The organism is Nocardiopsis sp. NPDC006832, from assembly GCF_040635885.1.
Classification (GTDB): domain Bacteria; phylum Actinomycetota; class Actinomycetes; order Streptosporangiales; family Streptosporangiaceae; genus Nocardiopsis.
Map to the genome: position 1 here is coordinate 80,467 of NZ_JBEYLC010000007.1, position 25,465 is coordinate 105,931.

Sequence of the window (25,465 nt, forward strand, 5' to 3'; positions counted from 1 at the left end):
TTCGGACCGCCCGGCCGCCCTTCGCGATACCGGCGCCACCTCACACCATCCGACGCATCAGCTTCTCCTTGAACTCCGTGATCGGGGCGTAGGCCAGCTTCATCGTGTCCAGCGCCAACGACTTGTCCAACACCGGCTTGACGTGCGAGAACGTGTCGATGGAGGCCTCGGCGTGGTAGGCGCCCATCCCGCTCTCACCCACACCGCCGAAGGGCAGGTCCGGCACGGCCAGGTGCGCGATCGGCAACCCGAACGCGACCCCGCCCGAGGACGTCTCGGTGATCAACCGTCGCTTGGTGACCTCTGAGTCGGTGAACCCGTACAGCGCCAACGGCTTGTCCCGCTCATTGACGAACCGGATCGCCGCGTCCAGGTCCGGGACCGTGAGCACCGGCAGGATCGGACCGAAAATCTCCTCTGCCATCACCGGGCTGTCGGGGTCCACACCGCCCAACACCGTGGGCTCCATGTACAGCGAATCACGATCGGCGCGTCCACCGGCGACGACCTCACCACTGTCCAACAACGCGCTGAGCCGGTCGAAGTGCCGCTCGTTGACGATGCGCCCGTAGTCGGGGCTCGTCTTGGGGTCGGAGCCGAACATCTCGGTGATCGCCGTCGCCAACTCACGCTGGAGCCCTCGCGCGGTGTCGCCGATGGCCAACACGTAGTCCGGAGCCACACAGGTCTGGCCCGCGTTGGTGAACTTGCCCCAGACCAGACGCCGAGCCGTGGTGGCCAGGTCCACGCCCGGCTCCACCACCGCCGGGCTCTTGCCGCCGAGCTCCAACGTCACCGGTGTCAGGTGCTTGACCGCGGACGCCATCACGATCCGCGCCACCGCCGCGTTGCCGGTGTAGAAGATGTGGTCGAACCGCTCCTCCAGCAGGGCGGTGCTCTCGGGCACCCCGCCCTCGACCACGGCCACGGCCTCGGTGTCCAGGTAGCGCGGCACCAACTCGGCGAGCGCGCCGGAGGTGGCCGGGGCCAGCTCGCTGGGTTTGATCACCGCGCTGTTACCCGCCGCGATGGCGCCGGCCAACGGCGCCAACGCCAGGTTCAGTGGATAGTTCCACGGGCTGATGATCAGCACCATGCCCAACGGCTCACGCACCCATCGCGCCTTGGCCGGTGCCAGCGCCATCGGCACCCCCACCCGCTTGGGCCGCAGCCACGATGCCAGGTTCTTCAGAATGTGGTCGATCTCATTGACCACGTACCCGATCTCGGTGGTGTGCGCCTCCAGGGAGGGCTTGCCCAGATCGTCCTTCAGGGCCTTGTCCCAGGTGGGACGCTCCTCGGTGAGCATCCGGCGCAACGCCCGCAGCTGGGCCCTTCGCCAGGAGATCGGCTTGGTCCGGCCGCTGTCGAAGGTGGACCGAAGACGCGCGACCACAGGCGGGATCTCGGTGGTCAACGTCAGGGGTTGGGGAGTCTCGGTGTCAGCCATGCCCTGGATACTAAACGAAAACGTTTCGTTTTTACCAGGTGCCGGCCACTAGGATTCATCCCATGACGACGGACCATCTGCCCGACACGACCGCACCGGTCGCCCCCCGAGGGAGGCCCCGCGACGCCGGCCGGGACCGCGCGCTGATGGACGCCACCCTCACCGAACTCCGACTCAACGGCTACAGCGGCCTGACCACCGCCGCCGTCGCACGACGCGCCGGTGTCTCCACCGCCACCCTCTACCGGCGCTGGAGTTCCAAACAGGACCTGGTCGTGGGAGCCGCACAGGCCTGGGCCGAGGACCTGGGGCCCGACCACGACACCGGCACCCTGCCCGGCGACCTCGGCGCCCTGCTGCACGACAAGGCCGCCGCGCTCCAGGGCCCCTCCGGGTTGCTGTTGCGCGCCATCCTGGGCGAGGCCGCCCACAACCGTGCCCTGGCCGACGTCCTCTACGACGCGTTCATCCTGCCCCTGCAAAACCGGGTCCTGGCCCTGCTGGAGCGCGGTGTGCTGCGCGAGGAGATCCCACCGGTGGAGGACCCACCGGTCGTCGCCGAGATGGTCATCGGCCCCATGGTCAGCCACACCTTCCTCCTACCGGACGACGACGGCCGTGACCACGGCGACGACATCGCCGACCGCCTCCTGCCCTATCTCCTGCGCGCCCTGGGCCATCGCCCCTGAGACGAGGACTCTTCGAGGCCCTCACCGCACGGGCTCTCCCCGTCGCGGCGAGCGGTCGTGGTAGCGGACCATCTGCTCCCAGTACACGAGCGTGAGCGCCATCTGCGCCGCACAGGCCACCCCCGTGGGCAACGGGCGACGGTACCTCGCCCCGATCAACGCGACCACGGCCGCCGCCGTGGCCGCGACGTTGACGGCCAGGGCCGCGTCCCGGGGCCGCTCCAGCATCCACCGCTCCTCACCGAGCATCGCCCGCGTCGACCACGCCCGCTCATGGGCGGGCCGGGGGAAGATCACCGGATTGAGGGCGAACCAGACGGCCACCGCGGCGGCCTGTCCTCGACTGCGCGTCCAGACGGGGAGCAGGACCAGCGGGATGGTGGCCCACCGGCTCCAGGCACTCCACGGATTCGAGTGGCGGGCGAACACCGCCCGCCTGATCCGAGCGAACCCGCCACCCGGGGAAGTCTTGCTCATGTGCGCTGCGCTCCCTCTCGCGAACCACGGACGCTATCCCCAGAGCGGAAACGGTTCAACTCCCCTCCCCGGCCCTACCGCCCCACTCCCGGGATGAGCCCTCAGGCGACCTCGCGCCTCATCGGCCGTTGGCGCGAAGAACGGCCACCGCGGAGACGGTCGTGTACCCGCGCCACTCCAGGGCCGCGGCTTCGGAGTGACTCGAAAAGTCGACGGCCCAACCCCCGTCTGGGCGCCGGCCCCGCTCCAAACGGTCCAGGTCACGGGTGACGGCGGCGGCGTCGACGACATCGCGCATCGGGTGTTCGGGCAAGGGCGCCAGGTCCAGCAGGTGGAGCGTCTCACCCTCGGTGCCTCCCTCGACCGGGAGCGCCCCATCGGCGGGAACGAACCGTGCCAGGCGCGCCCGCTGCTCACGCGCCTGGGGATGTGTGTCCGCGGCGGCGTCGAGGAACCCCAGCGCGAATAACAGGACGTAGGCGAACGGGGCCTCCTCGATTCGGGCGATCGCGTCCAGGCAGTACCTCGTCGCTCGCGCGGTCCAGGGATGCGTCCTCGCCTCGGCGTCGAATCGCCCCACGCGGAGGGCCTGGCCGCGACCGCCGCGGTGATCTGCAACGACGACACCCGGGGGTCGGCCTGGGCCCAGAAGGGCGCGCACGCGGTCGGATCGGCGACGGGCAACGCGAAGGGCAGGCCGCCGTCGGGCAGGGTCACCGAGTCCAGCCAGTCGAGCAACCCGAGGGTCGCGGGCGTGGTGGTGGGTCCGGCTTCGGCGATGGCCTCCAGTGCGTGCAGGGCGCCGGCCGGTTGGCTCTCGGGGGCGCGCAGATCCGGCTCGATCCCCCAGCCGTAGCCGCCGTCGTCGTTGCGGTAGCCCTCCAGCGCGGCGAGGACGGCCCGCCGGTCGCGCTCGGTGGCCTCGCCGGTGAGCAGGGCGAAGCGGCGCCGATCCAACACACGTGCGTGGGCCGTCATGAACGAGGTGGCCCGGTCGATGTCGATGCTCATGCCGTCGACGGTGTCATGCGCGGAGCCGATCGTCTTGAAGGAATCGGCCGGCCTCGGCCCAGGAGGTCTCCGGGGGTCGTTCCGGCCAGGCGTCGCACGTCGCGGTTCAAGTGGGACTGGTCGGCGTAGCCGGCCGCGGTCGACGCCTGGGCCAACGATGTGCCGGAACGTGCCAGGTGGAGCGCGTGCTGGAAACGGTGGATGGTGGTCAGGGTCTTGGGTCCGTACCCGAAGACGCGGTCGCCCAGGCGGCGCAGGGTACGTTCGGACATCTCGTGCCGGTACGCGAGGTCGGGGACGCCGAGCCCGGCCCGGGCGAAGCGGTCCAGCGACGCCGCCAGCCCCAGAACGGCCGGATCGGGTTCGGCCCGCCGCCACAGCTCCACGTAGAGATTCTCCAGTGCTGCGGCCGGATTTAGGTAAGCGCTTTCCCTGATTCGGGGCGGGATCGTGGTCAGCTCCTCCAACTCCAAGCGCCGATCGGTCATCTCCCAGGCGGGGATGCCCAACAGCGAATACGCCACGCCGGGGGCCAGTCTCAGTCCCCAGGTCACCGCACCGTCCTCGCCCGGAGAGAGCATGGCGGTGGTGTCCGCGCCGGCGAACCGGAAGCGACCGTTGAACCACATCAGGTCCATGACGGCGTCGGGCAGGACGCGCACGTCGTCCGGGCCGGTCCGAAGCCGCCACAGCGTCGCCCCCGTGCGGGGACCGCGCCATGCCCGGTAGTCGCCCATCGCCGTCGCCTCCTCGCCTCGACCGTACCGCCGCCGCTGCGCCGAAGGGGTGTTCGCGCATGTCGGGCCGGGCGCGGGCACGATCGTGGTTACCGTGGGGCTCGTCGGCCAAGGGTGCCTCCACGGCACAGCGTCCACGAGGGGAACCCGATGCGCTCACCGATCATGGACTACCTGGACGACATCATCGCCCAGACCGCCCACGTCGATTCCGGGGCCCCGGCCGACTACATCCCCGAACTCGCCGCCGCCGACCCCGACCGCGTGGCGGTGGCCCTGTGCACGGTCAACGGCACCGTGTACACGAGCGGAGAGGCCGACCATGAGTTCAGCATCCAGTCGATGTCCAAACCGTTCGCCTACGCGCTGGCCATCGAGGACCGCGGACTGGACGACATCCTCGACCGTGTCGGTGTGGAGCCCAGTGGCGAGGCCTTCAACGAACTCTCGTTGGACCCCGAGACCGGCAAACCGCGCAACCCGATGATCAACGCCGGGGCCATCGCCACCCACGCGCTCATCCACGACGAACCGGCGCCGGCGGTGGACCGGTTGCTCGCGCTCTACTCCGAACTCACCCAGCGGCCGATCGTGATCGACGAGTCGTTGGCCGCCTCCGAACTGGCGACCGGCGACCGCAACCTCGGTCTGGCCTACCTGCTGCACACCTCGGAACGCTTGTCCAAGGACCCCGCCGCCACCGTGGAGGGATACATCCGCCAGTGTTCGGCCTCGGTCACCGTGCGCGACCTGGCCCTGATGGCCTCGACCCTGGCCAACGGCGGGGTCCAGCCCAACACCGGCCGGTCACTGTTCGGCCGGGAGACCACCCGGCACCTGCTGAGCGTGATGACCACCTGCGGCATGTACGACGCGGCCGGGGACTGGCTCACCTCGGTGGGCATCCCCGCCAAGAGCGGCGTGGCCGGCGGCATCATCGGGGTACTTCCCGGGCAGGTGGGCGTGGCGGCGTTCTCACCCCGGCTGGACGAGCACGGCAACAGCGCCCGCGGCGTGGTGATGATGGAGAAGCTCTCGCAGGACCTGGGGCTGCACCTGATGGAACCGGGTCGGCCGGCGCGTTCGGCGCTGCGCGAAATCCGAAAGGAGACGGTCGAGGGTGAACCTGCCACCATCTACGTGCTCCAGGGCGACATGGTGCTGAGCAGCATCGAGGCGCTGGTGCACGAACTGGTCCACAACCCGCCCTCCACCGACCTGGTCATCTTCGACATGAGTCGGGTGGACGAAGTACTGCCGGTGGCGCGCCGCACGTCGGCGGCGATGGCGACCAAACTCATCGACGCCGGCCACACCCTCATCCTGATCGACCCCGAGGAGACCATGCCGGGGTTCCAGGACGCTCAGGGACGTGGGATGCAGCGCTGGACGAGCGCGTACCTGGCGCGTCACCTGGACTAGCCGGGCCTGGAGTCGGCGGAACCGCCGAGGTGCCCGGGGTGGTGGGGCGGCGGGGGTCGTTCGAGGTGTGGGCAGCGCGAAGTGGGCGAAGACCGTGGCTCCCCCATATCAATGGGACACCACGCGAACCCTCCCGCGCCACCTCGGCCCCTCGCGCCTGTGGACGGCCCGCCCTCTCCCCCGCGAGAATCCCTGCCCTGTCGGAAGACTGGACAGTCATTCGAAAACATGTTCGAATCAGGGCATGCGCTGGGAGAACCTGCGAGAAGACAGCGACTCAGGACAGACCGCACTGTTCGAAGCACCCACCACATCACCGGCCCGAGGCAGCGGCCGGGCCGGGCTCACCGCGCCCTCCCCCGCGCCCATCCAGGCGGGCGCGGACGGCGAACCGGTCGCCATCGAGATCCGGGCCCGCTCCATCATCAACCGCGTCCCCGGCGCCGACCCCATGTTCCGGTGGACCATCAATCCGTATCGGGGGTGCGCGCACGCCTGCGTGTACTGCTTCGCCCGACGCACCCACGAGTACCTGGACCTGGACAGCGGCCGGGACTTCGACACCCGCATCCTGGTCAAGACCAACGCCGGTGAGCTGTTGCGCGCCCAACTGGCTCGTTCCTCCTGGCGGGGCGAACACATCGCCATGGGCACCAACACCGATCCCTACCAGCGGGCCGAGGGCCACTACCGGCTCATGCCACAGATCATCTCCGCGCTGCGCGACGCCGCCAACCCCTTCTCCATCCTCACCAAGGGCACCCTGATCCTGCGCGACGCCGACCTGCTCCAGCAGGCCGCCCGCGTCACCGAGGTGGGGCTGGCGGTCTCGGTGGGTTCGGTCGACGAACAGGTCTGGCGCACCGTGGAACCGGGCACCCCCGCGCCCCGGGCCCGCCTGGACATGGTGCGCCGACTGGCCGACCGAGGGTTGAAGTGTTCGGTGCTGATGGCGCCGATCCTGCCCGGTCTGACCGACTCGGTCGAGCAGATCGAACGCACCGTCGCCGCCATCGCCGAGGCCGGAGCCCAACGCCTGACCCCGATCGTGCTGCACCTGCGCCCCGGCGCCCGCGAGTGGTATCGGTCCTGGCTCGAACGCGAACACCCGCGCCTGGTACCGCTGTATCGGGAGCTGTACGGCAACGGTTCCTACGCCCGCGCCTCCTACCGGCGCATCGTCACCTCGGCGGTACGCGAGATCGCCGCCCGCCACGGCCTGAACCGCCCGGGCTCACCCCGCGACGCCGGCCGAGAGCCCCCCGTCGCCGAGACCGACACCGACGGGCGACTCCCCCTCGACCTGCCCGCCCCCACCGACCGAACCGGGGCATACTCGTCCGCGTGAGCGCTCCGTGTACCGGCCTCGGCGCGGAACGGCCATCGAAGGACCCGGGTCACCACTGTTCGATGAGCGGGTCGTCGTGCTCGGCGCGACGCCAGAGTTCGTTGAGGCGTTCCAACCGGCCCCGGGAGGACACACCGACCAGGTTCACGACCTTGCCCTCCCGCAGTCCCAGGGCCACCACACCCACGACCCGGTCCCCCAGCGCCGCGACCATGGCGGGCGTTCCGTTGACCACGGCCGCGTGGATCGACGGCGACCCACCGACGAGCCTGCGCTTGGCCGGGGTCGGTTTGAAACCGGCCCGCAGGTTCGCGGCGATCGGTCCCACACCCGTGCGGCGCATCAGCTTGCCGCCCACACCGGCACCCTCGCTGACCACCGTGGCGTCGTCGGTCAACAACTCCACCAACCGTTCGGTCCTACCCGAGGACGCGGCCTCGACGAACGCCTCGACGATGCGCCGCGCAGCCGAACGGTCGGCCTCCCCCGCGACCCTCTCCGAGGCCACCCGCCGCCGGGCACGGTGCACATGCTGCTGACTGGAGGTCTCGGTGATGTCGAGGATGTCGGCGACCTCCGCGTGACTGTAGGAGAACGCCTCGCGCAGCACGTAGACGGCGCGTTCGACCGGACTGAGGCGCTCCATGAGCAGCAACACCGCCAGGGTCACCGACTCGCGTTGTTCGACGGTCTGGGCCGGGCCCAGCATCGGGTCTCCGTCCAGCAGGGGTTCGGGCAACCAGTCGCCGGCCGCGCGTTCCCGCCTGACCTGCGCGGACCGGAGCCGGTCCAGGGCGAGGTTGGTGACCACCTTGGTCAGCCACGCCTCGGGCACCTCTATGCGAGCGGGGTCGGAGGCCTGCCAACGCAGGTAGGCGTCCTGGACGGTGTCCTCGGCGTCGGCGGCCGAGCCGAGCAGGCGATAGGCGAGGGAGGCCAACCGGTCGCGGTTGGCCTCGAACCGTTCAACGGTGACGGTGTCCACGAAGGCCACGTTAGTCGGCGACCACCTTCCCCGTATCGACGGACACCGGCCGGATCCGGCGTCTGCGTGTGGGCAGCCCGAAGGTGGGGTGACCCATGCTCCAGGCGACGGTGCGGAGCACGGCCGACTTGACCCTGGTGGCCGCCCATCCCCGCAGCGCCCAGGTCTTGGGGCGGGCCCGGCCGTCGACCACCTGGAAGAACGCGTCCCGGGAGCCGAGGCTGACACAGTTGCCCAGGTAGGACAGCGGGACCTTCGCGGGTTCGGTCCCGGTCAGCTCGGCGATGATCGCGGACGTGGCCTGCATCCGGGTGAATCCGGCCGAGGCGCAGGACATCGGCAGCGGCCGACCGTGGTCGTCGATGGCGTGGACGCTGTCTCCGGCGGCGTGGATCTGGGGGTGGGAGACCGAGCGCATCCGCCGGTCGACGCTGATCCGACCATCGGCGGCCACCGCCAGTCCGCTGTCGGCGGCGATGGGGTGGACGGCGAACCCGGCCGCCCACACGGTCACGTCGGTCTCGAACACCTGGCCATCGGCCGCGATGGCCTCCCCTTCTCCGACCTTGGTGATGGTGGTGTGTTCGTGCACCTCGATGCCGAACCGGGCGAAGGCCCGGGCCAGGTGGTCTCGGGCCTGGGAGCCCGACCAACCGACCGGCTCGCCGGTGGTGGCCAGGGCGACCCGCAGCCGCGGGTGGGCTTCGGCGATCTCGGTGGCGGCCTCGACCGCGGTGAGGTTGCCGCCCACCACGAGCACTCGGCCGCCCGGCTCCAGTGTGTCCAGCCTTTGCCGCAACCGTTCGGCGGCGGGCCGTCCGGCGACGTGGAAGGCGTGTTCGCGTACTCCCGGCACACCGTGGTCGGCGATGGTGCTGCCCAGTGTGTACAGCAGGGTGTCGTACTCCAGTTCCTCGGTGCCCGACTCCCCCACCACGGTGACGGTCCGTCGCTCGGGGGCCAGAGCGGTCACCCGGGCGATCTTCAAGTGGACGCCGGTGCCGGCGAACATGTCCGCGAGCCCGCGGCGACGCGGTGGTCGTCCGGCGGCGACCTGGTGCAGGCGCATTCGTTCCACGAAGTCGGATTCGGCGTTGACGACGGTGATGTGGACGTCGTCGGGGTGCAGGTGACGGGCGAGGTATCCGGTCGCGGCGGCTCCGGCGTAGCCGGCCCCGAGGACGATGACGCGGTGTCGCATGAGCTTGCTCCTGTCCGTTCGTGTGCCCCTTGAACGAGACGGCTCGCGTGTTCCTGACAGGGTCTTGACGTGACTTGAGTCACATGACTTCTAAGGGTGTGAATAGATCCGAACCAGCACCTTGACGACGTAGATTCACAATCGAAATCGAAGTGCCCGGGACCAGCGAGCCCGGCTCCCCGTCGGCCACCCCCACCGATTCACGCCCACGGGACCGCCACACGCCGAACACCCACCTCACACACCCCGGTACGGACCCGGGCCCGGGTCCGTACCGGAACGCGCCCCCGGTGGAACCCCCGACGAAAGTAGGGGGCCCTCCCCCACTTAGGCGTCGCGAACCCGCCCCGCATCATGCCTTTGGCCGACAAGCGGTTCGGCCTGTGGGTGGAGGTTTCGGGCACCTTCGCGGACCTAGCGTGATGAACACGCCCGGTTCAGGTCCGCCCTACCGGAGTCGACCAGTCACCGTCCCATCCAGGAGTCACCCGCCGTGAGCATGCCGTCAGCACAACCCCAGTCCCCCATCCAGGCCCCTCCGGTCGTGGTGGCCCGGGCCCTGACCAAGACCTACGACACCGGCGGCACCCAGGTCCACGCCCTGGCCGGCGTCGACGTCGACTTCCACCGCGGTGCCTTCACCGCGATCATGGGCCCCTCCGGGTCCGGTAAATCCACCCTCATGCACTGCCTGGCCGGGCTCGATGTTCCGACCTCCGGCAGTGTGCACCTGGGGCGCACCCAGATCACCGGCATGCGCGATGGCGACCTCACCCTGCTGCGCCGGGACCGGATCGGGTTCATCTTCCAGTCCTTCAACCTGCTGCCGATGCTGACCGCCGAGCAGAACATCCTGTTGCCCTCCCAGATCGCCAAGCGCAAGGTCGACCCCGCCCGTTTCGACCACATCGTCGACGTGGTGGGGCTGCGCGATCGCCTCGGGCACCTGCCCGCCAAGCTCTCCGGCGGCCAGCAACAGCGCGTGGCCGTGGCCCGTGCCCTGCTCAACGCCCCCGAGGTGGTCTACGCCGACGAGCCCACCGGTAACCTCGACTCCCGCTCCGGCGCCGAGATCCTCACCTTCCTGCGCGATTCGGCTCGTGATCTGAACCAGACCATCGTGATGGTCACCCACGACCCCGTCGCCGCCTCCTACGCCGACCGTGTGGTGTTCCTGCGCGATGGGCGTCTGGTGGACGAGGTCAGCGACCCCACCGCCGAGCTGGTCTCCGAGCGCCTGCTGAAGCTGGAGGCCTGAGCCACCATGTTGCGCACCACCCTGGCCGGCCTACGCATGCACAAGGCCCGCTACGTCACCACCACCCTGGCCATCCTGCTCGGAGTCATGTTCATCTCCGGCACCATGGTCTTCGCCGACACCCTCAAGGCCAGCTACGAGAAGTCCGTGATGGGGTCGGCCTCCAGCGTCGACACCATCGCCGTCCCCGAGGCTTTGGAGGCCCAGGACGGGACCTGGGAGGATCCGGAGCCCTTCACCCAAGAACAGCTCGACCAGATCCGGGACCTGCCCGAGGTCGCCGATGCCGACGGAGTTCGGCAAGGCCCCGGCCTGCTCCTGGACGCCGAGGGACGCGCCTTCAGTCATGTTCCTCCCGAGGCCATGGCCGTGGAAGAGGTGACCCGCTACGAGATCACCGAGGGGGAACTTCCCGACAGCTACGACGAGATGGTTCTGGCCACCACCATCAGTGACCAGACCGGTTTCGAGGTGGGCGATTCGGTCACCGTGCTCGACGCCGAGCAGCAGGAGCAGGAGTTCACCGTCACCGGCCTGCTCGACGTGGGGGTGGGCTCCGAGCTGAGCTACCGTGGAGCCTTCATCCTGACCCCCGAGGCCTTCGCGTCGGTGACCGGCGCCGAGGGCTACCACGAGATCGACGCCCTGGCCGCCGACGGGACCTCCGAAGAGGACCTCGCCACCGCCGTGGCCGGGGTGCTCGGTGAGGGCTCCGACGTGAAGACCTCCACCGAGTTCGGTGATGAGATGGCCGCTCAGGCCGGCGCGAGCGCCGATATGATCCGCACCGGCCTGATGCTGTTCGCGCTCATCGCCGTCTTCGTCGCGGGCATCGTCATCTACAACACCTTCGCGATCCTCGTCGCCCAGCGCCAGCGAGAGATGGCCCTGCTGCGCTGCGTGGGAGCCAAGCGCGGCCAGGTCTTCCGTTCCATGCTGACCGAGTCCTTCGTGGTCGGCCTGGTGGCCTCGACCTTGGGCGTACTGGCCGGAGTCGGCCTCGGGATGCTGGGGTTCCGCTTCGTCGGCCCACTCATGGGTGAGGACATGGACGTCGCCACCGTGATCAGCCCGACCGCCGTGATCATCGGTCTGACCGTGGGCGTGACCATCACCGTGTTCTCCGCGATGGTCCCGGCCATGCGCGCCACCCGAGTGCCCCCGTTGGCCGCGCTGAGCACCAGCGCCACCGCGGCCGGCATGGAGAAGGGCACCGGCAAGCTGCGCGCGGTCATGGGGATCCTGTTGTTCCTGGTCTCCGGCGGGATCGTGGCGCTGGGGCTGCAGGGCGACCCCGACAGCTCGGCGATGTGGATCGTGGCCGTCGGCGCCATCGTCGCCTTCCTGGGCGTGGTCGTGCTCGGCCCCCTGCTGGTGCGCGCCATCGTGGGTCTGATCGGTGTCCCGTTGCGTCACGTCGGTGTGCCGAGCAGGCTGGCGGTGGACAACTCCACCCGCAGCCCGCGCCGCGCCGCCACCGCCATGATCGCCCTGACCGTGGGCGCCACCCTCATCACCGGATACTCGGTGATCAACGCGACCATGCAGGAGAGCATCGCCCAGGAGTTGGACGGTAAGTACCCCGTGGACTACCAGCTCTCGCCGATGCTGGACCTGGGGGGCGAGTCAGCGGAGGAAGGCACGGAGGAGACCTCCGAGGAGGTCGGCGGCACCGACCTGAGCACCATCCCCGAGTCGGTGCGTTCGGACCTGGCGGCGCGCTCGGAGATCGATCAGGTCTTCGCCAATCGCTTCGACTCCGTGGACAGCGATGACGACAGGATCACCAACGACGACGGAACCGTCCCGGTGTCCTCCGTGGTGGGCGCCACCGTGGGCGAGGAGGTCGAGGTCGACGTGGTCAAGGGCGACCTCACCGACTTCGGCCCGGGCAGCGTGCTGATCACCGAGGAGCGGGCAGGATCCCTCGAAGCCGGCGACACCATCTCCCTGGGCGATCCCGAACACGAGTTCGAGATCGCTGCCGTGGTCGCGGACACCGGGATGTTCTACGGCGTCAACCTGGACCCGGCCGACTACGAGCAGGTGGTTCCCGAGATCACGGGTGACTCCAGCGTCATGATCCGGGGCAGTGACTCCGCGTCGTCCTCGGAGCTGCGCGAGGTCGTCTACTCCGCGGTGGACGACCACCCGACCCTGAACGTCATGTCCATGGGCGAGATGCGCCAGCAGTTCGAGGACATGTTGGACATCGCCTTCTACGCGATCGCGGCGATGCTCGGTCTGGCCATCATCATCGCGGTGTTCGGTATCTCCAACACCATGGCGCTGTCGGTGCTGGAGCGCACCCGCGAGTCCGCGATCCTGCGGGCCCTGGGCTTGAACAAGGCACAAATGCGCCGCATGTTGGGGGTCGAGGCGGTGCTGCTGTGCCTGATCGGTGCCGGCATCGGTGTCCTGCTCGGCGTGGTATTCGGTTGGGCTGCCATCTCCGCGACCCTGCCCAACATCGTCTTCGGGTTCCCCATCGGTCAGGTGGCCACGTTCTTGGCCATCGCGATCGTGGCCGGTTTGGTCGCCTCCCTGCTGCCCGCTCGCCGGGCGGCGCGTACCTCCATCACCGGGGCGCTCGCCTCGCAGTGACCCGAACCGGGAGCGTGTGACCCGACCGGGGTGGCCCCACCGTCCAGGTGGCCACCCCGGTCTTCGCATGTCCGGGGACGATCGTGCGACGCCACCGACCCGGCACCTTTACCTCGTAGATTACATCGGGTGTCATCGTGGAGGACCAATCATGTCCCGGACGACTCCGGAACACCCCACATCGCCCGCGCAGTCGTCAGATCCAGGGCCGTTCGTGGTGGCGGGACCAGGCCCTCGGCGCGCCCCTTGCCGAGTTCCGTGCGCAGTCCGTCGAGGACGGTCCGGCTCGTGGGCGAGATGCCCGAGCCCAGGGTCTTCCATGGGCCGGCGTCGGGTACCGAGGGCGGCGGCGGAGCCGATCCGCCCGCCCTCTCCAAGGAGGCGGCGATGAGCGCTCGAAGTGCCGGATCCAGCCCTTCCTCGGGGACGGCGGGGAGTTCCGGTACCGCTTTCAGTGCGATGGGAGCGGACCTCCGGTCCTCGGATGGAGCGGTCGTTTCCGGCAGAGGATCGTGCATGAGTTCGTTCGGCACCGACCGACACCGCCGGCCACAGATCGCACAGGTGCCACCGGGTTCGTTACGGGTGCTCTGGTGCACCGGGCAGGTCTGGTCGGCCTTGCCCTGGCTGTCCAGCAGGAACCGTTCGGGTAGGGCGAAGGGTTCGGGCTCGCCGGTGGTCGGCCAAATCGTGGGCGGTCCCGCCCACGAGGACCCCGAAGCGTCCATGCCCCTGCCCAGGGTTCCGGCCAGGAACGCGTGGGCGGCTTGCAGACTGCGCATTCGGATCATCAGGGCCGGGAAGGGCCGCCGCACCCCATCGAGCCCCGAAAGTAGGGCTCGCGTCTGCCCCACGCTCAGGCCTTGACTCAGGAGGTGGTCCACCGCTTCGCCGAGCTGTTGTCGGTCGGCTTGCGGATCGGACAGGAACCGATCATGAATGCGATCGATGATTCCGTGCGGTCCGTTTTCCGACTTTTGCCGCCTTTGCCGATTTTCTTCCTCTGTGGTTTCGCTGCCACGGACGGAACCACCCACCCCATTCCCCGAACAGTCGCCATCAAAAGAGTCTGTAGCTCGATCTGAGCTGGGGCCCAGCCCATTCTGAGCTCGGGTCCCGGCCTTCGGTATCCGCTTCAAAGGGGGACGATTGTGCGGGGTGAGCGGCTCCTCCCCCAGGCTCTCCCGGCAGGCGTTGATCTCGGCCAAAACCGGCTCGGGGTAGACCTCGGCCGGGACCAGGACCTCCAGCACGCACGGCAGCCGGTAGATGGAACGGCCACGGGCGATGTCGGCGGCGAAGAAGTCCAGCGTCTCCGAACGGCTCAACTTGCGGATCAGACCCGCCTCAATCAGGTCCTCGATGGCCCGCTTGATGCTGCTGACGCTGAGGAACCCATTACAGCGTTCGGGCAGGTTCTCCAGGTAACAGAAGCTCCAGCGGCCGTCGACGTCCACCAGTTCGGCCAGGGCCACCAGGAACAGGAACGAGCGGGCCGTGGGCAGCCGCCCCTTGCGGTACAGCCGCTGAACCCACAGGGAGAGGATGAAGCCGATGCCCTCGAACTCACCCTTGCGACGCTTGCGGGCCAGAGAAAGACCGGGCGGATTCGGCGATTGGGCTGTGGTGGCGGGGGCCGAGGCGGTAGAGTTCACGGCGAGTCGCCTTCCTGGTGCGTACAGGTAGGTGGCACGGCCGACACACCTGTTTGCGCAGGCGTCGACCAAAACCCGACCTGGTGTTGATTGCACCCGGTCGGGTTTTTTCTTGTCGACATTCAAGCTAGCCGAACTAAACCGAGTTCGTGGGTCTTTCTCTCAAATCCACACTTGCCCGAGAGTGGAGTTTGGCCCCACCGGTTCACAATGTCGGCATTTCCCGATTGGTTCGATTTGGATCGATATGCCAGCTTATTGACCGCAGTGAGAGCTGGGATTCCTACCCAAACCCCTTTCCAAGATGGGCCTTGGAAAGCCCCGACCCGCTTCAAGGCCACCTTCGACCCTTCGCGTAACACGCTCGGCGAGGCCATTCCACAGAGCCCGGCGATCGGCCCGGGTAGGTTCTGCGGGACCCCTCGCATACGCCTGCCCTGAAGGGCAGGCCCACGACCGGAACCGTGTCGAGAAGCCGGCCGCTTACGCGGCGACAGGCATCGGCGTCTACCTGCTGGTGGATCGCGACACCAACACCGTCGTAGTCCACAGCCGCCCCGCCCACGGTCAGTACCTGGAACGCAGCACCCATTTCCATGGCGAGGCCGTCCCCATTCCGGGCCTCGGGGTCGCCCTGGACACCGAGTCTCTCAAGCGTTTCGCCCGCTGATCACCGAAGGGCCGTTGCGGGGGCCTGCGGCGAGACGGCTAAGTGAGGCACTTCGACAACTCCTCACGGGCCGGCCACCAGCGATAGGCGAGGCTCCACGAAGACAGCACCGGATCCAGGAATGGATTGAGGACCTCCAACACGGAAACGGCCCCTCGCCGGAGCGAAGGGCCGTTGTGGTTTATGAGTCAGCGCAAGTCGGAGCGCACCCCGGACAGCAATGCCACCCATTCATCGCGGGCAAAGGTCAGGTGCCCGGCCTCGCGGTTCTGGGTGTCACGCACGTCCGCTCCGTCAACACCCTCGCGCAGCTCGACACAGTTTCCACCATTAGCGCTGTAGCTGGACTTGTGCCATTCGGAGGTGGTGTTCATGTGAGCTTCCTCAGTACTTCGAGTGAGAATGTGAGTGGCAAAGACGCTGCCAGCGCTGCGGTGGCCTGACTGGACAGCCTGTCATGCGAACCGTCTTCGTGGATCACGTTACCGTCAGCGTGATCGCTCACGACCGCCAGTTCCCCCGAAGCGAGACGGAACAGCATCAGTGGAGCGGAAGGCGCCAGCAGCGTTGTCCCCTCTGGTACGAGATGGACGCCCACACGCCCGGTTTCGACCCACTCAATGAGATGAAGCGCCTGGGCCCGACGGAGCGGCTCGGTGAGAGCGGAGACGGCCGTCACCGGAAAGACAGCGGTCACTTCCAGTTCGGGGAGTTCCTTCAACCTGCCGGTACGCAGCGCGACCAATCGGTCGAGGTCGTCCGAGGTGGCGAGCGGATGCGCCGCCCGGAACACCCCCCGAGCCACCTCGGAGCACTGAAGCAGGCCGGGCACGAGCGCGGGAGCCACGATCGTCACCTGTCTTGCCGCTCTCTCTATGGCGTCAAGGTTCCTGGCCCACTCAGGCAATCCGTTGCCCGTGGTCACGGCACGCCAAGCCGCCAGCAGTGTCCCGTCTGCTTGTAGGGCTTCATCCAAGGCTTCAACGTTGTCCCGTTTTGGGAGGGAGCCACCCTTTTCCCAACGGTTCACGGATGAGTGCGCCGTCTGAGATCTCTTGGCCAACTGCAACTGGGTGAGACCTGCGACTTCACGCAATCGAGCGAGGGCTTCGGCGAAATCATTGGGGGCCACGTCTTCATTTTTACCCTCAAGACTCCAACCTCGCACAGCAAATCCCAAGTTTGATCGAAACCCTGTGAGATGCCTCTTGGAGTGCACACCATCGGACCATGACTCCTCGTAAAGACCCCGTAACAGACTCAGAAGAAATCGCGCTGTGTGCGCTGCTCTCCGCCTTGCGGCGACGCGGGCTCGCACCCTGGGAGAATCCCGACGACGGATCGGTGACCGTGGAGTTCGGCTACCGCCGGGTCACCGTCCACCTCACCGATGACGGCTGGGTGCGACACCTTCCCGAACGTCCCGGCTCCGCCGTCCGCTTGGCGGCCCAGGGCTGCGAGGAAGCCCTGGGCCGGCAACTGGCGCGGGAGCTCCTGGACCGGTTGCCATGACCGACCGGCACGCCACCACCACACCTCAGGAGCAGGCCGACTTCCTCTTCGACGAACTCTCCGCCGCGCTACGCCACATCCCTGACGACCCGGCCCAAGCACTCGACGCCCTGCGTGTCGCGGACCGGGCCTTCGACGCCCTCCACGCCTGGCTGCGCGCCGGTAAACCACTCCCCCAACCCTGGCGTGACAAAGCCAAGGCGCGACCTCCCGAAGAGGGACCGGGAGACACCGGCTGAGCACGGGCGCTCGGGTGAACACGGCGCCAACCTCCAGGTGGGACGGTGAAGCCCTCATGAACTGCAACTAAAATTGCCATCTCACACCTTGTCGCAAGAAAAATTGCTCGTAATGTGGGCGTCGTGAACCTACAGGAGCGAATGAACAGGTACCGCGACCGGCTGACCAAGTCGGATCGCGTCCTTCTCGACGAACTTCTCTCCAACCCGGCCGAGGCCCCGCTGTGGCGGGGCGGAGAGGTCGCCCAACGTGCGGGGGTCCACCCCGCCGCCGCCACCCGGCTGGCGCAACGGCTCGGGTACCAGGGCTACCTGGAACTACGCGAAGACCTGCGCGAAGCCCACGAAGCACACCTCAACGGTGCCGGCGACCGGTTCCGCGCGGAACTTCGAGAGCAGGGTCAGAGCAGTGTCCTGGACACACTCCTTGCCACCGAACTCGACTCCCTCGCCGCGGTCGCCCACCACGTGGACCAGGCACGGATCGACGAGGTCGCCGACCGCCTCGTCGGCGCGCGCGTGGTCTACCTCTTCGCCCGCGGCAACGCGGGGGTCCTGGCCGAGCTTCTCGATAGTCGGTTGCGACGGTTCGGGATGCACGCGGTCAACCTCCTCGGCCCCGGCCGGCAGGTCGCCGAGCGTGTCCTGGCGATGTCGGACTCCGACGTCGTGGTGTCGTTCGCGTTTCGTCGCGCTCCACGCAACCTCACGGATCTATACGCCCACGCCGCCGAGGTGGGGGCTCGTTCCGTGCTCGTCACGGACACCCTCCACACCCTCGACCCGGCTCCCACCACCGTGCTCTCGGCCCCGCGCGGGCATCAGGAGGGCTTCTCCTCCCTGAGCGTCCCGATGATGATCGCGAACGCCATCGTGCTCACCATCGCCCAGCGGCACCCGGAAACCATCCTGCCCGCCCTGGACCGACTGGACGACCTGCTCACAGCGTTCGACTGACACCTCGGTCCCCCCTTCCACACGACGGCCGGTTCGCACCGGTCTCGCTCCCCCATGCGCGAAAACCGACACAAAGGACTGTCATGCGCTCCTCGAAACTGCTCACCACCTCCATCGCCCTCCCACTCGTCGTGACGCTCGCCGCCTGCGGTGGCGGCACTCCCCAGACCCCCGACGCCGACGCGGCCGCCCAATCCCACGAACTCGACGACGCCACCCATGAGGAACTCGTCGAACTGGCCGAGGAGGAGGGAGAGGTCACCGTCTACTCCTTCACCTCACGCATCACCTCGGTCGAGGAGGCCTTCGAGGCGGAGTACCCCGGCATCGACTTCGTCGGCCACGACATCTCCTCCTCCGAGCAGATCACCCGGTTGCAGTCCGAGGCACAGGCCGGAACCCCATCGGCGGACGTCGCCTACATCTCCGACGCGCCGGTGGTCATCACCGAACTGCTCGCGAGCGGCATCCTGCGGAACCACGTGCCACAGCGCGTCGCGGACTCCGTGCCCGAGGAGTACCAGGAGCCGCTGCTGGCCAACCGACTCTCGACCAAGATCCTCATGTACAACGAGGAGGCCCACCCCGACGGCAGCCCGATCGAGAACCTGTGGCAGCTGACCGAGGACGAGTGGAACGGCAAGGTCGTCATGGTCGACCCCGGGGTGCGCGGCGACTACCTCGACCTCATGACGGAGATCGTCCGCCAGTCCGAGGAGATGGCCCAGGCCTACGAGGAGCTGAACGGGTCCGAGATCGAGCTCGACGACGACGTCGAGAACGCCGGACAGCAGTTCGTCAAGGACCTTTACGCCAACGGACTGGTCCTGGTCGACGACACGGACAACGTCAACGCCGCCGTGGGCCAGACCGGGCAGGAGGACCCGCCGGTCGGCATCACCTCCTACTCCGACCGCCGGGACAACGAGGAGGAGGGCTGGGCGCTCCAGGCCTCCCTGGACACCACTCCCTCGCTCGGCATCACCTTCCCCGCCTACATCGGCATGGTGCAGGACGCCGAGAACCCCGCCGCCGCACGCCTGGTCGCGGACTTCCTCATGGGCGACGACTCCGCGACCGGCGGCGCCGGCTACGAGCCCTTCTACGTCCCCGGTGACTACCCGGTCCGCACCGACATGGACCAGCCCGAGGACGCCGCCTCCCTCGACGAGCTCGGTGCCTGGGACATCGACCCCGAGGCGACCGCGGAGATCCGCTCGGACGTGGCGGACTTCCTGCTGACCCTGTGACCCCATAGCCCCGCCCCTCTCTCCATCTCCTCACCGCCCGAAAGGACCCGATGTCAACGGCACCCGCTCCCCGCCGCACCACGGTCGGCCGTACGGTGGCCCGTGCGCGCACGGCGCTCACCCGGCCGACCGTGGTGCTGGGGGCCGGCACCCTGCTCGTCCTCCTGGTCCTGGTGATGGCACCGCTCATCGGGCTGGTCAACACGACCTTGCAGAGCGATAACCGCCAGGCGTGGTCGGACGTGTTCGCCAGCCCGATGTCGCAGAACCTGCTGTGGCGGCCCATGGGCAACTCGATCCTCATGGGGGTCGCCACGGCCGTGGGCTCCACGGTGATCGGTGGATTCCTCGCCTGGGTCGTGGTGATGACCCGCGTCCCCGGGCGAAGGCTCCTTGGATTGCTGGCGATGATCCCCTTCGCGCTACCGAGCTTCGCGCTGGCGCTGGCGTGGGAGTCGGTCTTTCGCAACGACCTGGTGGGCGGATCCACCGGAATCCTCGTGAACCTGGGGATCTCCGTCCCGGACTGGTTGGCCTGGGGCCCGGTGCCGATCGCCGCGACCTTGACGGCCCACTACTTCTCACTGTCGTTCATGCTCATCGCGGCGGCGCTGGCCGGTGTCAACGGCGACCTCATGGAGGCCGCTGAGATGACGGGCGCCTCCACGCTGCGGGTGGCCAAGGACATCGCGTTGCCCGTGGTGGCCCCGGCGATGATCTCCGGCGCGCTGCTCGCGTTCGCCGAAGGGGTCTCCAACTTCGTCTCACCCGCCCTGCTGGGTCTGCCGGTCCGGTTCCACACGCTCTCGACCCGGTTGTACGGGGCGATCTCGACCGGTGACGTCTCACGCGGATACGTGTTGTCGATCGTGCTCATCCTCGTCGCGGCGCTGATCATGTACGCGTCGACCCGCGTCACCGGGGGTCGACGGAGCTTCGAGACGATCACCGGCAAGGGCGGCCGTCGACGGGGCGTCGAACTCGGGATCCTGGGGCGCCCCGTGGCCGGGCTCGCGTGGCTGCTGGTCACGTGCACCACGATCGTGCCCGGCATCGTGCTGGTGCTCAGTTCGCTGACCCGACACACGAACGACTTCACCTCCGGGCTGACCCTGCACTACTGGATCGGTGGTTCGGACCCCGCGCTCGCCCAGGGACAGCCGGGTGTGCTGAACAACCCGCAGATCCTTCAGGCCACCTGGAACACCGTCCTGCTCGGGGTGTGCGTGGCGATCGGCGCCGGTGTCCTCGGGCTGCTCATCTCCTATGTCATCACCCGGTCGAGCGGCCCGAAGTGGCTGGTGGGGACCTTGAACGTCACCTCGTTCGTGCCGTTCCTCATCCCGGGAATCGCGCTGGGCGCGGCGTTCATCGCGCAGTTCGGGGCGCCCATCGGCCCTCTTCCGAGCCTGTACGGAACGTTCGCGATCCTCGTGTTGGCCGGGATCGCGGCGACGATCCCGTTCTCGGTCCGGTCGGGCACCGCGGCCCTGAGCCAGGTCTCCAAGGACGTCGAGGAGTCCGCGGTGATGGCCGGCGCCGGTCTGTTCCGCAGGATCGGCGCCATCATCGCGCCGTTGACGGCCCGTGGTCTGTTCACCGGCGGGGTGCTCGTGTTCGTCCAGATGGTGCGCGACCTCTCCCTGGTCGTGCTGCTGGCGACCCCGGCGATGCCGGTCCTGGCCGTCCTCACCTACCAGTACTCCTCGGAGAACTTCACTCAATTGGCCAACGCGGTCACGGTCGTCATCGCGGTGATCTCGGTCGCGGCGACCATCATCGCCCGGCGTTTCGAAGGCGCCGCCCAGCCCTGGAACTCGAACTCATGACCTCAAGGACCGGCCTTCACCGGGTCGAAAGGACCGACATGCGACCCCGAGCCTCCTCGGCCTCCCTGACCATCACCGACCTGCGCAAGGACTTCGGCGACACCCCGGCCGTCGACGGCATATCGATCGACGTACCGGAGGGCTCGTTCCTGGTGCTGCTCGGGCCGTCCGGGTGCGGAAAGACGACGACTCTGCGGATGCTCGCGGGGTTGGAGGATCCCACCGGGGGTGAGATCCGCTTCGGCGACCGCGTCATCGCCCGCGGTGACGGAACCGAGATGGTGCCACCCGCCGAACGCGAGGCCGGTCTGGTCTTCCAGTCCTACGCGTTGTGGCCGCACAAGACCGTGTTCCAGAACGTCACCTGGCCGCTGACCGTGGCCAAGTGGTCGAAGGAGGCGCGGCGGGCCCGGGGCGAGGAGGTGTTGTCGTTGCTGTCGATCTCCGACCTGGCCGACCGGTATCCGGGAGAGATCAGTGGCGGTCAACAGCAGCGCGTGGCGATCGCCCGCATGATCGCCCCGCAGCCCAAGGTGTTGCTGTTCGACGAACCGTTGTCCAACCTCGACGCGAAACTTCGGGTGGACACCCGTGGCGAACTGATGCGCGTGCACAGGTCGACCGGTGCCACGAGCGTCTACGTCACGCACGACCAGGTCGAGGCGATGACCATGGCCACGCACATCGCGCTGATGAAGGACGGCCGGATCGAACAGTTCGGCACTCCGCGGGAACTGCTCGAATCACCGCGTACCGCGTTCACCGCCACGTTCATCGGCACCCCACCGGCGAACATCATCGATTGCGAGGTCGCCGGCGGGCGTCTGTCGGCGTTCGGCGTCGACTGCGGCGCCGCCCCCGCTTCGGTCCGGGGCGGGGCGCTCAAGGCGATGTACCGGGCGGGTTCGATCGAAATCGATCTTGGGGCGTCGGCTTCCGGATGTCTGGAGGCGACGTTCGCCGACCAGGTTCCGATGGCCGACAAGTGGGTCGTGGGCGTGGACCTTCTCGACGGTACGCGGGTGAGCGTCTCCCGCGACACACCGGTCGACCTGTTGCCCGGCGACGGGATCGGGCTGCGGCCACCGCAGGCTCCGGACGCCTACTTCGACGTCGATGGCGCCCTTCTGGACACCGAGGTGGTCCGATGACGCGACTGATCCTGGTCCGCCACGGCGAAACCGCGTGGAACGGACAGCGCCGTCTCCAAGGGCAGCAGGACATCGGCCTGTCGCAGGACGGGCGCCGGCAGGTCGCCGCGCTGGCGCGGACGGTCGCTCACCTGGCCCCCGGGTACGTCGTCACTTCGAGTCTGTGTCGCACGCGGGAGACCGCCGAGGTGCTCGGTGTCGAACCGGATGTGTGCGATCCCAGGCTCAACGAGGCCTACCTGGGCGACTGGGAGGGGCGGTACTCGGCGCAGATCAAGGAGGAGGACGCCGCAGAGTACACCGAGTGGCGGGCGGGGAGGTTCCACCCCCCGGGCGCCGAGAGCTTCGGCGAACTCACCGATCGGGTGGTCGCCGGGGTGGACGCCGCCGTGCGGCGGGCGAGGGAGGGTGACCATGGGACGCTCCTGGTCGTCACCCATGGCGGGCCGGTCCGGGCCTTCCTCGGGGCCGCCGTGGGACTGGACCCGAGTCGCACGGTGCCGAGCCATCCGGCGAGTCTGAGCATCGTCGACGTCGCTTCGGGTTTCGTCTCCCTCATCGAACCGGGGGCGGCCAAACTCCGGTTGTTCAACCACTCCCCCGCGATGTCACCGCTGGACCCGCCGGACTGACGGCCGTGCGAAGGTCGACGACCGGACCCGGTGGTCGACCACGCACGGCGCTCGGCCGGGGAACCCCGGCCGAGCGTCCGGCGAAGCGATCGGTGGGAACGGGATCCCTTCACGTCAGATGCAGTCGCCCCAGTTCCTGGGTGCATCGGGTGAGCGCGACATAGAGCCCGTTCCAGCCTCGCGGTTCAGCGACGATGCCCGGGGCGTCGATGAGCAGGGTGGCGTCCCATTCCAGGCCCTTGGCCTCGGTCGCGGAGAGAACCGATACGTCGGGTAGCGCCGCGCGCAAAGCCGGCACGCGTTCGAGGGGCGCGATGACACCGACCAGCCCTCCCGTCCATCGTTTCGACAGCTCCTCGACGACACGTGCCGCCTCGGCCACGAGATGGCCCTCTTCCACAGCGCGTTCCCAGGGCTCGACGCCTGAGGCCCGGACCGCGCGAGGCGGCTCGTTCCGGCTACCCGCGTTCTGGAGCACCGGCCCGGTGAGAGCCATGACCTCGAACGGAGTGCGGTAACAGATGGTCAATCGGGCCTCCGTCCACCTCTCGCCGAAGGCCGCACCGACCGCCTCCTCCCAGGTGGTGTGCCGGTGCGGCGCCTCGGCCTGGTCGATGTCGCCTACAGCGGTGATCGACCGCGAAGGGCATCGGCGCATCACCATCTGCCACTGCATCTCCGAGAGCTCCTGGGCTTCGTCGATGACGACGTGTCCGTAGACCCAGTCCCTGCGCGCCGCGGCACGATCGGTCAGAAACTCCCCCTGCTCACCGTTCGACCGAGCATCACCCAGCGAGTCGGCCAGGGCATCGAACAGGGGGATGTCGCTGCTCGCCCACTCCCGCGGTTCAGCGAGAACCATTCCTCTTTCGGTGTCGGTGAGCCCCGGCACCCATCGGCGCAAGAGCGCTTCGTCACCAAGGAGCCGACGTAGTTCCACCTTCGTATCGCGGGTCGGCCACCATTCCCGCAACGTCGCGGCCACGCCGGGGTCGGTGGCGATCCGGTCGTGCAGCCGCTCCAGGTCCTCCTCCGTGAGTTCCCCGTCGACATCGGTGCCGGTGGTGCCATTGCTCGCGGCACGATTGTCGGAGTGAGCGAATCCGGCGTCGAACCGATCGAGTATGTCCTCGAAGCCCTCCTCCATTCTCGCCAGTGTCTCTTCGTTGCGTTCGGCTATCGCATCGGTCAGAAGATGGTGGACCTGTTCGCTGAAGCCGGCGCGCGCCGCGTGGTAGGAGTGCCCCGAGGTAGCCGAGGCGAGGGCTCTGGCGACCCGTCGTTCATCGATCGTGTACCGCTCCCCCTCCCACTCCAGTTCGAGGTCGACGGGCCGCGGGACGAGCGTCGCGGAGTACTCGGAGAGTGCCTGTTGCCAGAGCGCCCGACCTTTGATCTCCGCGACTTCGCGCGACTCGGCACGCTCCACACCGATTCCCGGCACGAGGGTGTCGCAGGTCGCCGAGACGATGGCGGTCTCCCCGAGTGCCGGCAGCACCTGGGTGATGTAGTCCAGGAAACGCAGTGACGGTCCGAGAACCAGTACGCCCTGTGCGGCGAGCCGCGGATGGGTGAAGAGCAGGTACGCCACTCGGTGCAGTGCCACCACGGTCTTGCCGGTGCCCGGGCCGCCTTGGACGACCAGCGGCCCGCGGGGGTCGGCGCGGATCACATAGTCCTGCTCACGTTGCAGGGTGGCCGCGGCGGTGCCCATTCGGCCGGTGCGCCGCTCGTCGAGGGCTGCGAGCAGGGCGCCCTCACCGACCAGCTCGTTCGCACCCGACCCATCGAGTGGTTCGTCATCGACGCCGATCACCACGCACCCGTCGACGCGTACGTGGCGACGTCGGCCCTGGCCCTGGGGGTCGATCGGTGTCGCGGTGTAGAAGGCCCGTGCGGCCGGTGCACGCCAATCGATCACCAGGGGATCATCGTCGTCTCCGGCGCTGGAGATGCCGACCCGCCCCACATGCAGGACCGTCCGGTCGAGCGCGTCGAGTCGGCCGAAGATCAGACCCTGGTCGGCGCGCCGCAGCTCCTCGCGGTGGGCGGCCAACACGCGCATCCGGGCATGCCCGGTCGCGTCGCCCGCCGGGATCGCGAGTTCGGCGTCGAGGTGTTGGAGTAGCTCGTCGCGGCGGGCGAAGGCCTCGTCGAGGACCGACTGCTCCTCGGCCACGGCCGCCGCGTGCGCGGCGGAGTCTTCGTTCAGTGGTGTGGAGACACTGTCCAGGTGCACTCGCACTCCGTTCTCTATGCTTCACGATGATCGGAAAGAGCGAACCATCACGACGTCGTGGGATATCAGGGGCGTCCGCGAGGAGAGTCATACCTGAGTCGTGCTTGCCGGAAAGGACGACCCGGGGCGCTTATCGCCCATCGGGTTCG

General features: G+C 68.4%; 23 protein-coding genes and 1 pseudogene. 14 read left to right on the top strand and 10 right to left on the bottom strand.

The window, feature by feature from the left end:
• Window positions 1–40 precede the first annotated feature (40 nt).
• Window positions 41–1,450 (bottom strand): aldehyde dehydrogenase family protein, encoded by a 1,410-nt coding sequence (locus ABZ717_RS05510; RefSeq protein WP_358506052.1) that lies wholly within the window; start codon window positions 1,448–1,450, stop codon window positions 41–43.
• 62 nt (window positions 1,451–1,512) lie between these two features.
• Here ABZ717_RS05510 and ABZ717_RS05515 point away from each other — a divergent pair, with 62 nt between their 5' ends.
• Window positions 1,513–2,139, top strand: a complete 627-nt coding sequence (locus tag ABZ717_RS05515) for a TetR/AcrR family transcriptional regulator (RefSeq protein WP_358506055.1) — start codon at window positions 1,513–1,515, stop codon at window positions 2,137–2,139.
• Window positions 2,140–2,160: 21 nt separating this feature from the next.
• On the opposite strand, the gene ABZ717_RS05520 is transcribed toward ABZ717_RS05515, so the two are convergent.
• Window positions 2,161–2,616 (bottom strand): DUF6653 family protein, encoded by a 456-nt coding sequence (locus ABZ717_RS05520; RefSeq protein ID WP_358506058.1) that lies wholly within the window; start codon window positions 2,614–2,616, stop codon window positions 2,161–2,163.
• Between the two features lie 118 nt (window positions 2,617–2,734).
• On the bottom strand, window positions 2,735–3,196 hold the full coding sequence (locus ABZ717_RS05525; RefSeq protein WP_358506060.1) for a hypothetical protein: 462 nt from the start codon (window positions 3,194–3,196) through the stop codon (window positions 2,735–2,737).
• Here ABZ717_RS05525 and ABZ717_RS05530 point away from each other — a divergent pair.
• On the top strand, window positions 3,164–3,472 hold the full coding sequence (locus ABZ717_RS05530) for a hypothetical protein (protein ID WP_358506063.1): 309 nt from the start codon (window positions 3,164–3,166) through the stop codon (window positions 3,470–3,472). The genes ABZ717_RS05525 and ABZ717_RS05530 overlap by 33 nt on opposite strands.
• A 151-nt stretch (window positions 3,473–3,623) precedes the next feature.
• Here the strand turns inward: ABZ717_RS05530 and ABZ717_RS05535 are convergent, their stop codons facing one another.
• Window positions 3,624–4,364: a helix-turn-helix domain-containing protein gene (locus ABZ717_RS05535; protein ID WP_358506066.1), complete on the bottom strand. Its 741-nt coding sequence runs from the start codon at window positions 4,362–4,364 to the stop codon at window positions 3,624–3,626.
• A 150-nt stretch (window positions 4,365–4,514) separates the two neighbouring features.
• Here ABZ717_RS05535 and glsA point away from each other — a divergent pair, with 150 nt between their 5' ends.
• Window positions 4,515–5,786 carry a glutaminase A gene (glsA, locus tag ABZ717_RS05540; RefSeq protein WP_358506068.1) on the top strand — a complete coding sequence of 424 codons (1,272 nt, stop codon included), beginning with the start codon at window positions 4,515–4,517 and terminating at the stop codon, window positions 5,784–5,786.
• A gap of 244 nt (window positions 5,787–6,030) precedes the next feature.
• Window positions 6,031–7,134 (top strand): Rv2578c family radical SAM protein, encoded by a 1,104-nt coding sequence (locus tag ABZ717_RS05545; protein ID WP_358506071.1) that lies wholly within the window; start codon window positions 6,031–6,033, stop codon window positions 7,132–7,134.
• Between the two features lie 49 nt (window positions 7,135–7,183).
• Here the strand turns inward: ABZ717_RS05545 and ABZ717_RS05550 are convergent, their stop codons facing one another.
• Window positions 7,184–8,119: a sigma-70 family RNA polymerase sigma factor gene (locus ABZ717_RS05550; RefSeq protein WP_358506074.1), complete on the bottom strand. Its 936-nt coding sequence runs from the start codon at window positions 8,117–8,119 to the stop codon at window positions 7,184–7,186.
• 10 nt (window positions 8,120–8,129) lie between these two features.
• Window positions 8,130–9,320, bottom strand: coding sequence for an FAD-dependent oxidoreductase (locus ABZ717_RS05555; protein WP_358506077.1), 1,191 nt, complete (start codon window positions 9,318–9,320; stop codon window positions 8,130–8,132).
• 499 nt (window positions 9,321–9,819) lie between these two features.
• On the opposite strand from ABZ717_RS05555, the gene ABZ717_RS05560 reads away from it, so the two are divergent.
• Together ABZ717_RS05560 and ABZ717_RS05565 are read left to right on the top strand one after the other, a co-directional pair.
• Window positions 9,820–10,578: an ABC transporter ATP-binding protein gene (locus ABZ717_RS05560; RefSeq protein WP_358506216.1), complete on the top strand. Its 759-nt coding sequence runs from the start codon at window positions 9,820–9,822 to the stop codon at window positions 10,576–10,578.
• Between the two features lie 6 nt (window positions 10,579–10,584).
• Complete coding sequence (locus ABZ717_RS05565) at window positions 10,585–13,182, top strand: FtsX-like permease family protein (RefSeq protein WP_358506080.1); 2,598 nt, start codon at window positions 10,585–10,587, stop codon at window positions 13,180–13,182.
• Window positions 13,183–13,331: 149 nt separating this feature from the next.
• On the opposite strand, the gene ABZ717_RS05570 is transcribed toward ABZ717_RS05565, so the two are convergent.
• A complete protein-coding gene (locus tag ABZ717_RS05570; RefSeq protein ID WP_358506083.1) occupies window positions 13,332–14,837 on the bottom strand; it encodes a hypothetical protein in 1,506 nt (501 codons plus the stop codon).
• Window positions 14,838–15,294: 457 nt separating this feature from the next.
• Here ABZ717_RS05570 and ABZ717_RS05575 point away from each other — a divergent pair.
• Window positions 15,295–15,507: pseudogene (locus tag ABZ717_RS05575) on the top strand (Uma2 family endonuclease); the annotation flags it as partial.
• A gap of 188 nt (window positions 15,508–15,695) precedes the next feature.
• On the opposite strand, the gene ABZ717_RS05580 reads toward ABZ717_RS05575, so the two are convergent.
• Together ABZ717_RS05580 and ABZ717_RS05585 are read right to left on the bottom strand one after the other, a co-directional pair.
• Window positions 15,696–15,881: a DUF397 domain-containing protein gene (locus tag ABZ717_RS05580; RefSeq protein WP_067603829.1), complete on the bottom strand. Its 186-nt coding sequence runs from the start codon at window positions 15,879–15,881 to the stop codon at window positions 15,696–15,698.
• Window positions 15,878–16,639 carry a Scr1 family TA system antitoxin-like transcriptional regulator gene (locus ABZ717_RS05585; RefSeq protein WP_358506086.1) on the bottom strand — a complete coding sequence of 254 codons (762 nt, stop codon included), beginning with the start codon at window positions 16,637–16,639 and terminating at the stop codon, window positions 15,878–15,880. The genes ABZ717_RS05580 and ABZ717_RS05585 overlap by 4 nt, the downstream gene beginning before the upstream one ends.
• A gap of 98 nt (window positions 16,640–16,737) precedes the next feature.
• On the opposite strand from ABZ717_RS05585, the gene ABZ717_RS05590 reads away from it, so the two are divergent.
• From ABZ717_RS05590 to ABZ717_RS05620, 7 genes are all read left to right on the top strand, one after another.
• Window positions 16,738–17,019 (top strand): hypothetical protein, encoded by a 282-nt coding sequence (locus ABZ717_RS05590; protein ID WP_358506088.1) that lies wholly within the window; start codon window positions 16,738–16,740, stop codon window positions 17,017–17,019.
• Entirely contained in the window at window positions 17,016–17,258 is a 243-nt protein-coding gene (locus tag ABZ717_RS05595) for a hypothetical protein (protein ID WP_067599639.1), read from the top strand. The genes ABZ717_RS05590 and ABZ717_RS05595 overlap by 4 nt, the downstream gene beginning before the upstream one ends.
• Before the next feature lie 123 nt (window positions 17,259–17,381).
• Window positions 17,382–18,215, top strand: coding sequence for a MurR/RpiR family transcriptional regulator (locus ABZ717_RS05600; RefSeq protein WP_358506091.1), 834 nt, complete (start codon window positions 17,382–17,384; stop codon window positions 18,213–18,215).
• Between the two features lie 83 nt (window positions 18,216–18,298).
• Window positions 18,299–19,465, top strand: coding sequence for an ABC transporter substrate-binding protein (locus ABZ717_RS05605; protein ID WP_358506094.1), 1,167 nt, complete (start codon window positions 18,299–18,301; stop codon window positions 19,463–19,465).
• Window positions 19,466–19,515: 50 nt separating this feature from the next.
• Window positions 19,516–21,294, top strand: a complete 1,779-nt coding sequence (locus tag ABZ717_RS05610) for an iron ABC transporter permease (protein ID WP_067599623.1) — start codon at window positions 19,516–19,518, stop codon at window positions 21,292–21,294.
• A gap of 38 nt (window positions 21,295–21,332) precedes the next feature.
• Window positions 21,333–22,445, top strand: a complete 1,113-nt coding sequence (locus ABZ717_RS05615) for an ABC transporter ATP-binding protein (RefSeq protein ID WP_358506098.1) — start codon at window positions 21,333–21,335, stop codon at window positions 22,443–22,445.
• Window positions 22,442–23,077: a histidine phosphatase family protein gene (locus tag ABZ717_RS05620; RefSeq protein ID WP_067599620.1), complete on the top strand. Its 636-nt coding sequence runs from the start codon at window positions 22,442–22,444 to the stop codon at window positions 23,075–23,077. The genes ABZ717_RS05615 and ABZ717_RS05620 overlap by 4 nt, the downstream gene beginning before the upstream one ends.
• Before the next feature lie 109 nt (window positions 23,078–23,186).
• On the opposite strand, the gene ABZ717_RS05625 is transcribed toward ABZ717_RS05620, so the two are convergent.
• On the bottom strand, window positions 23,187–25,316 hold the full coding sequence (locus ABZ717_RS05625) for a UvrD-helicase domain-containing protein (protein ID WP_358506101.1): 2,130 nt from the start codon (window positions 25,314–25,316) through the stop codon (window positions 23,187–23,189).
• Window positions 25,317–25,465 lie beyond the last annotated feature (149 nt).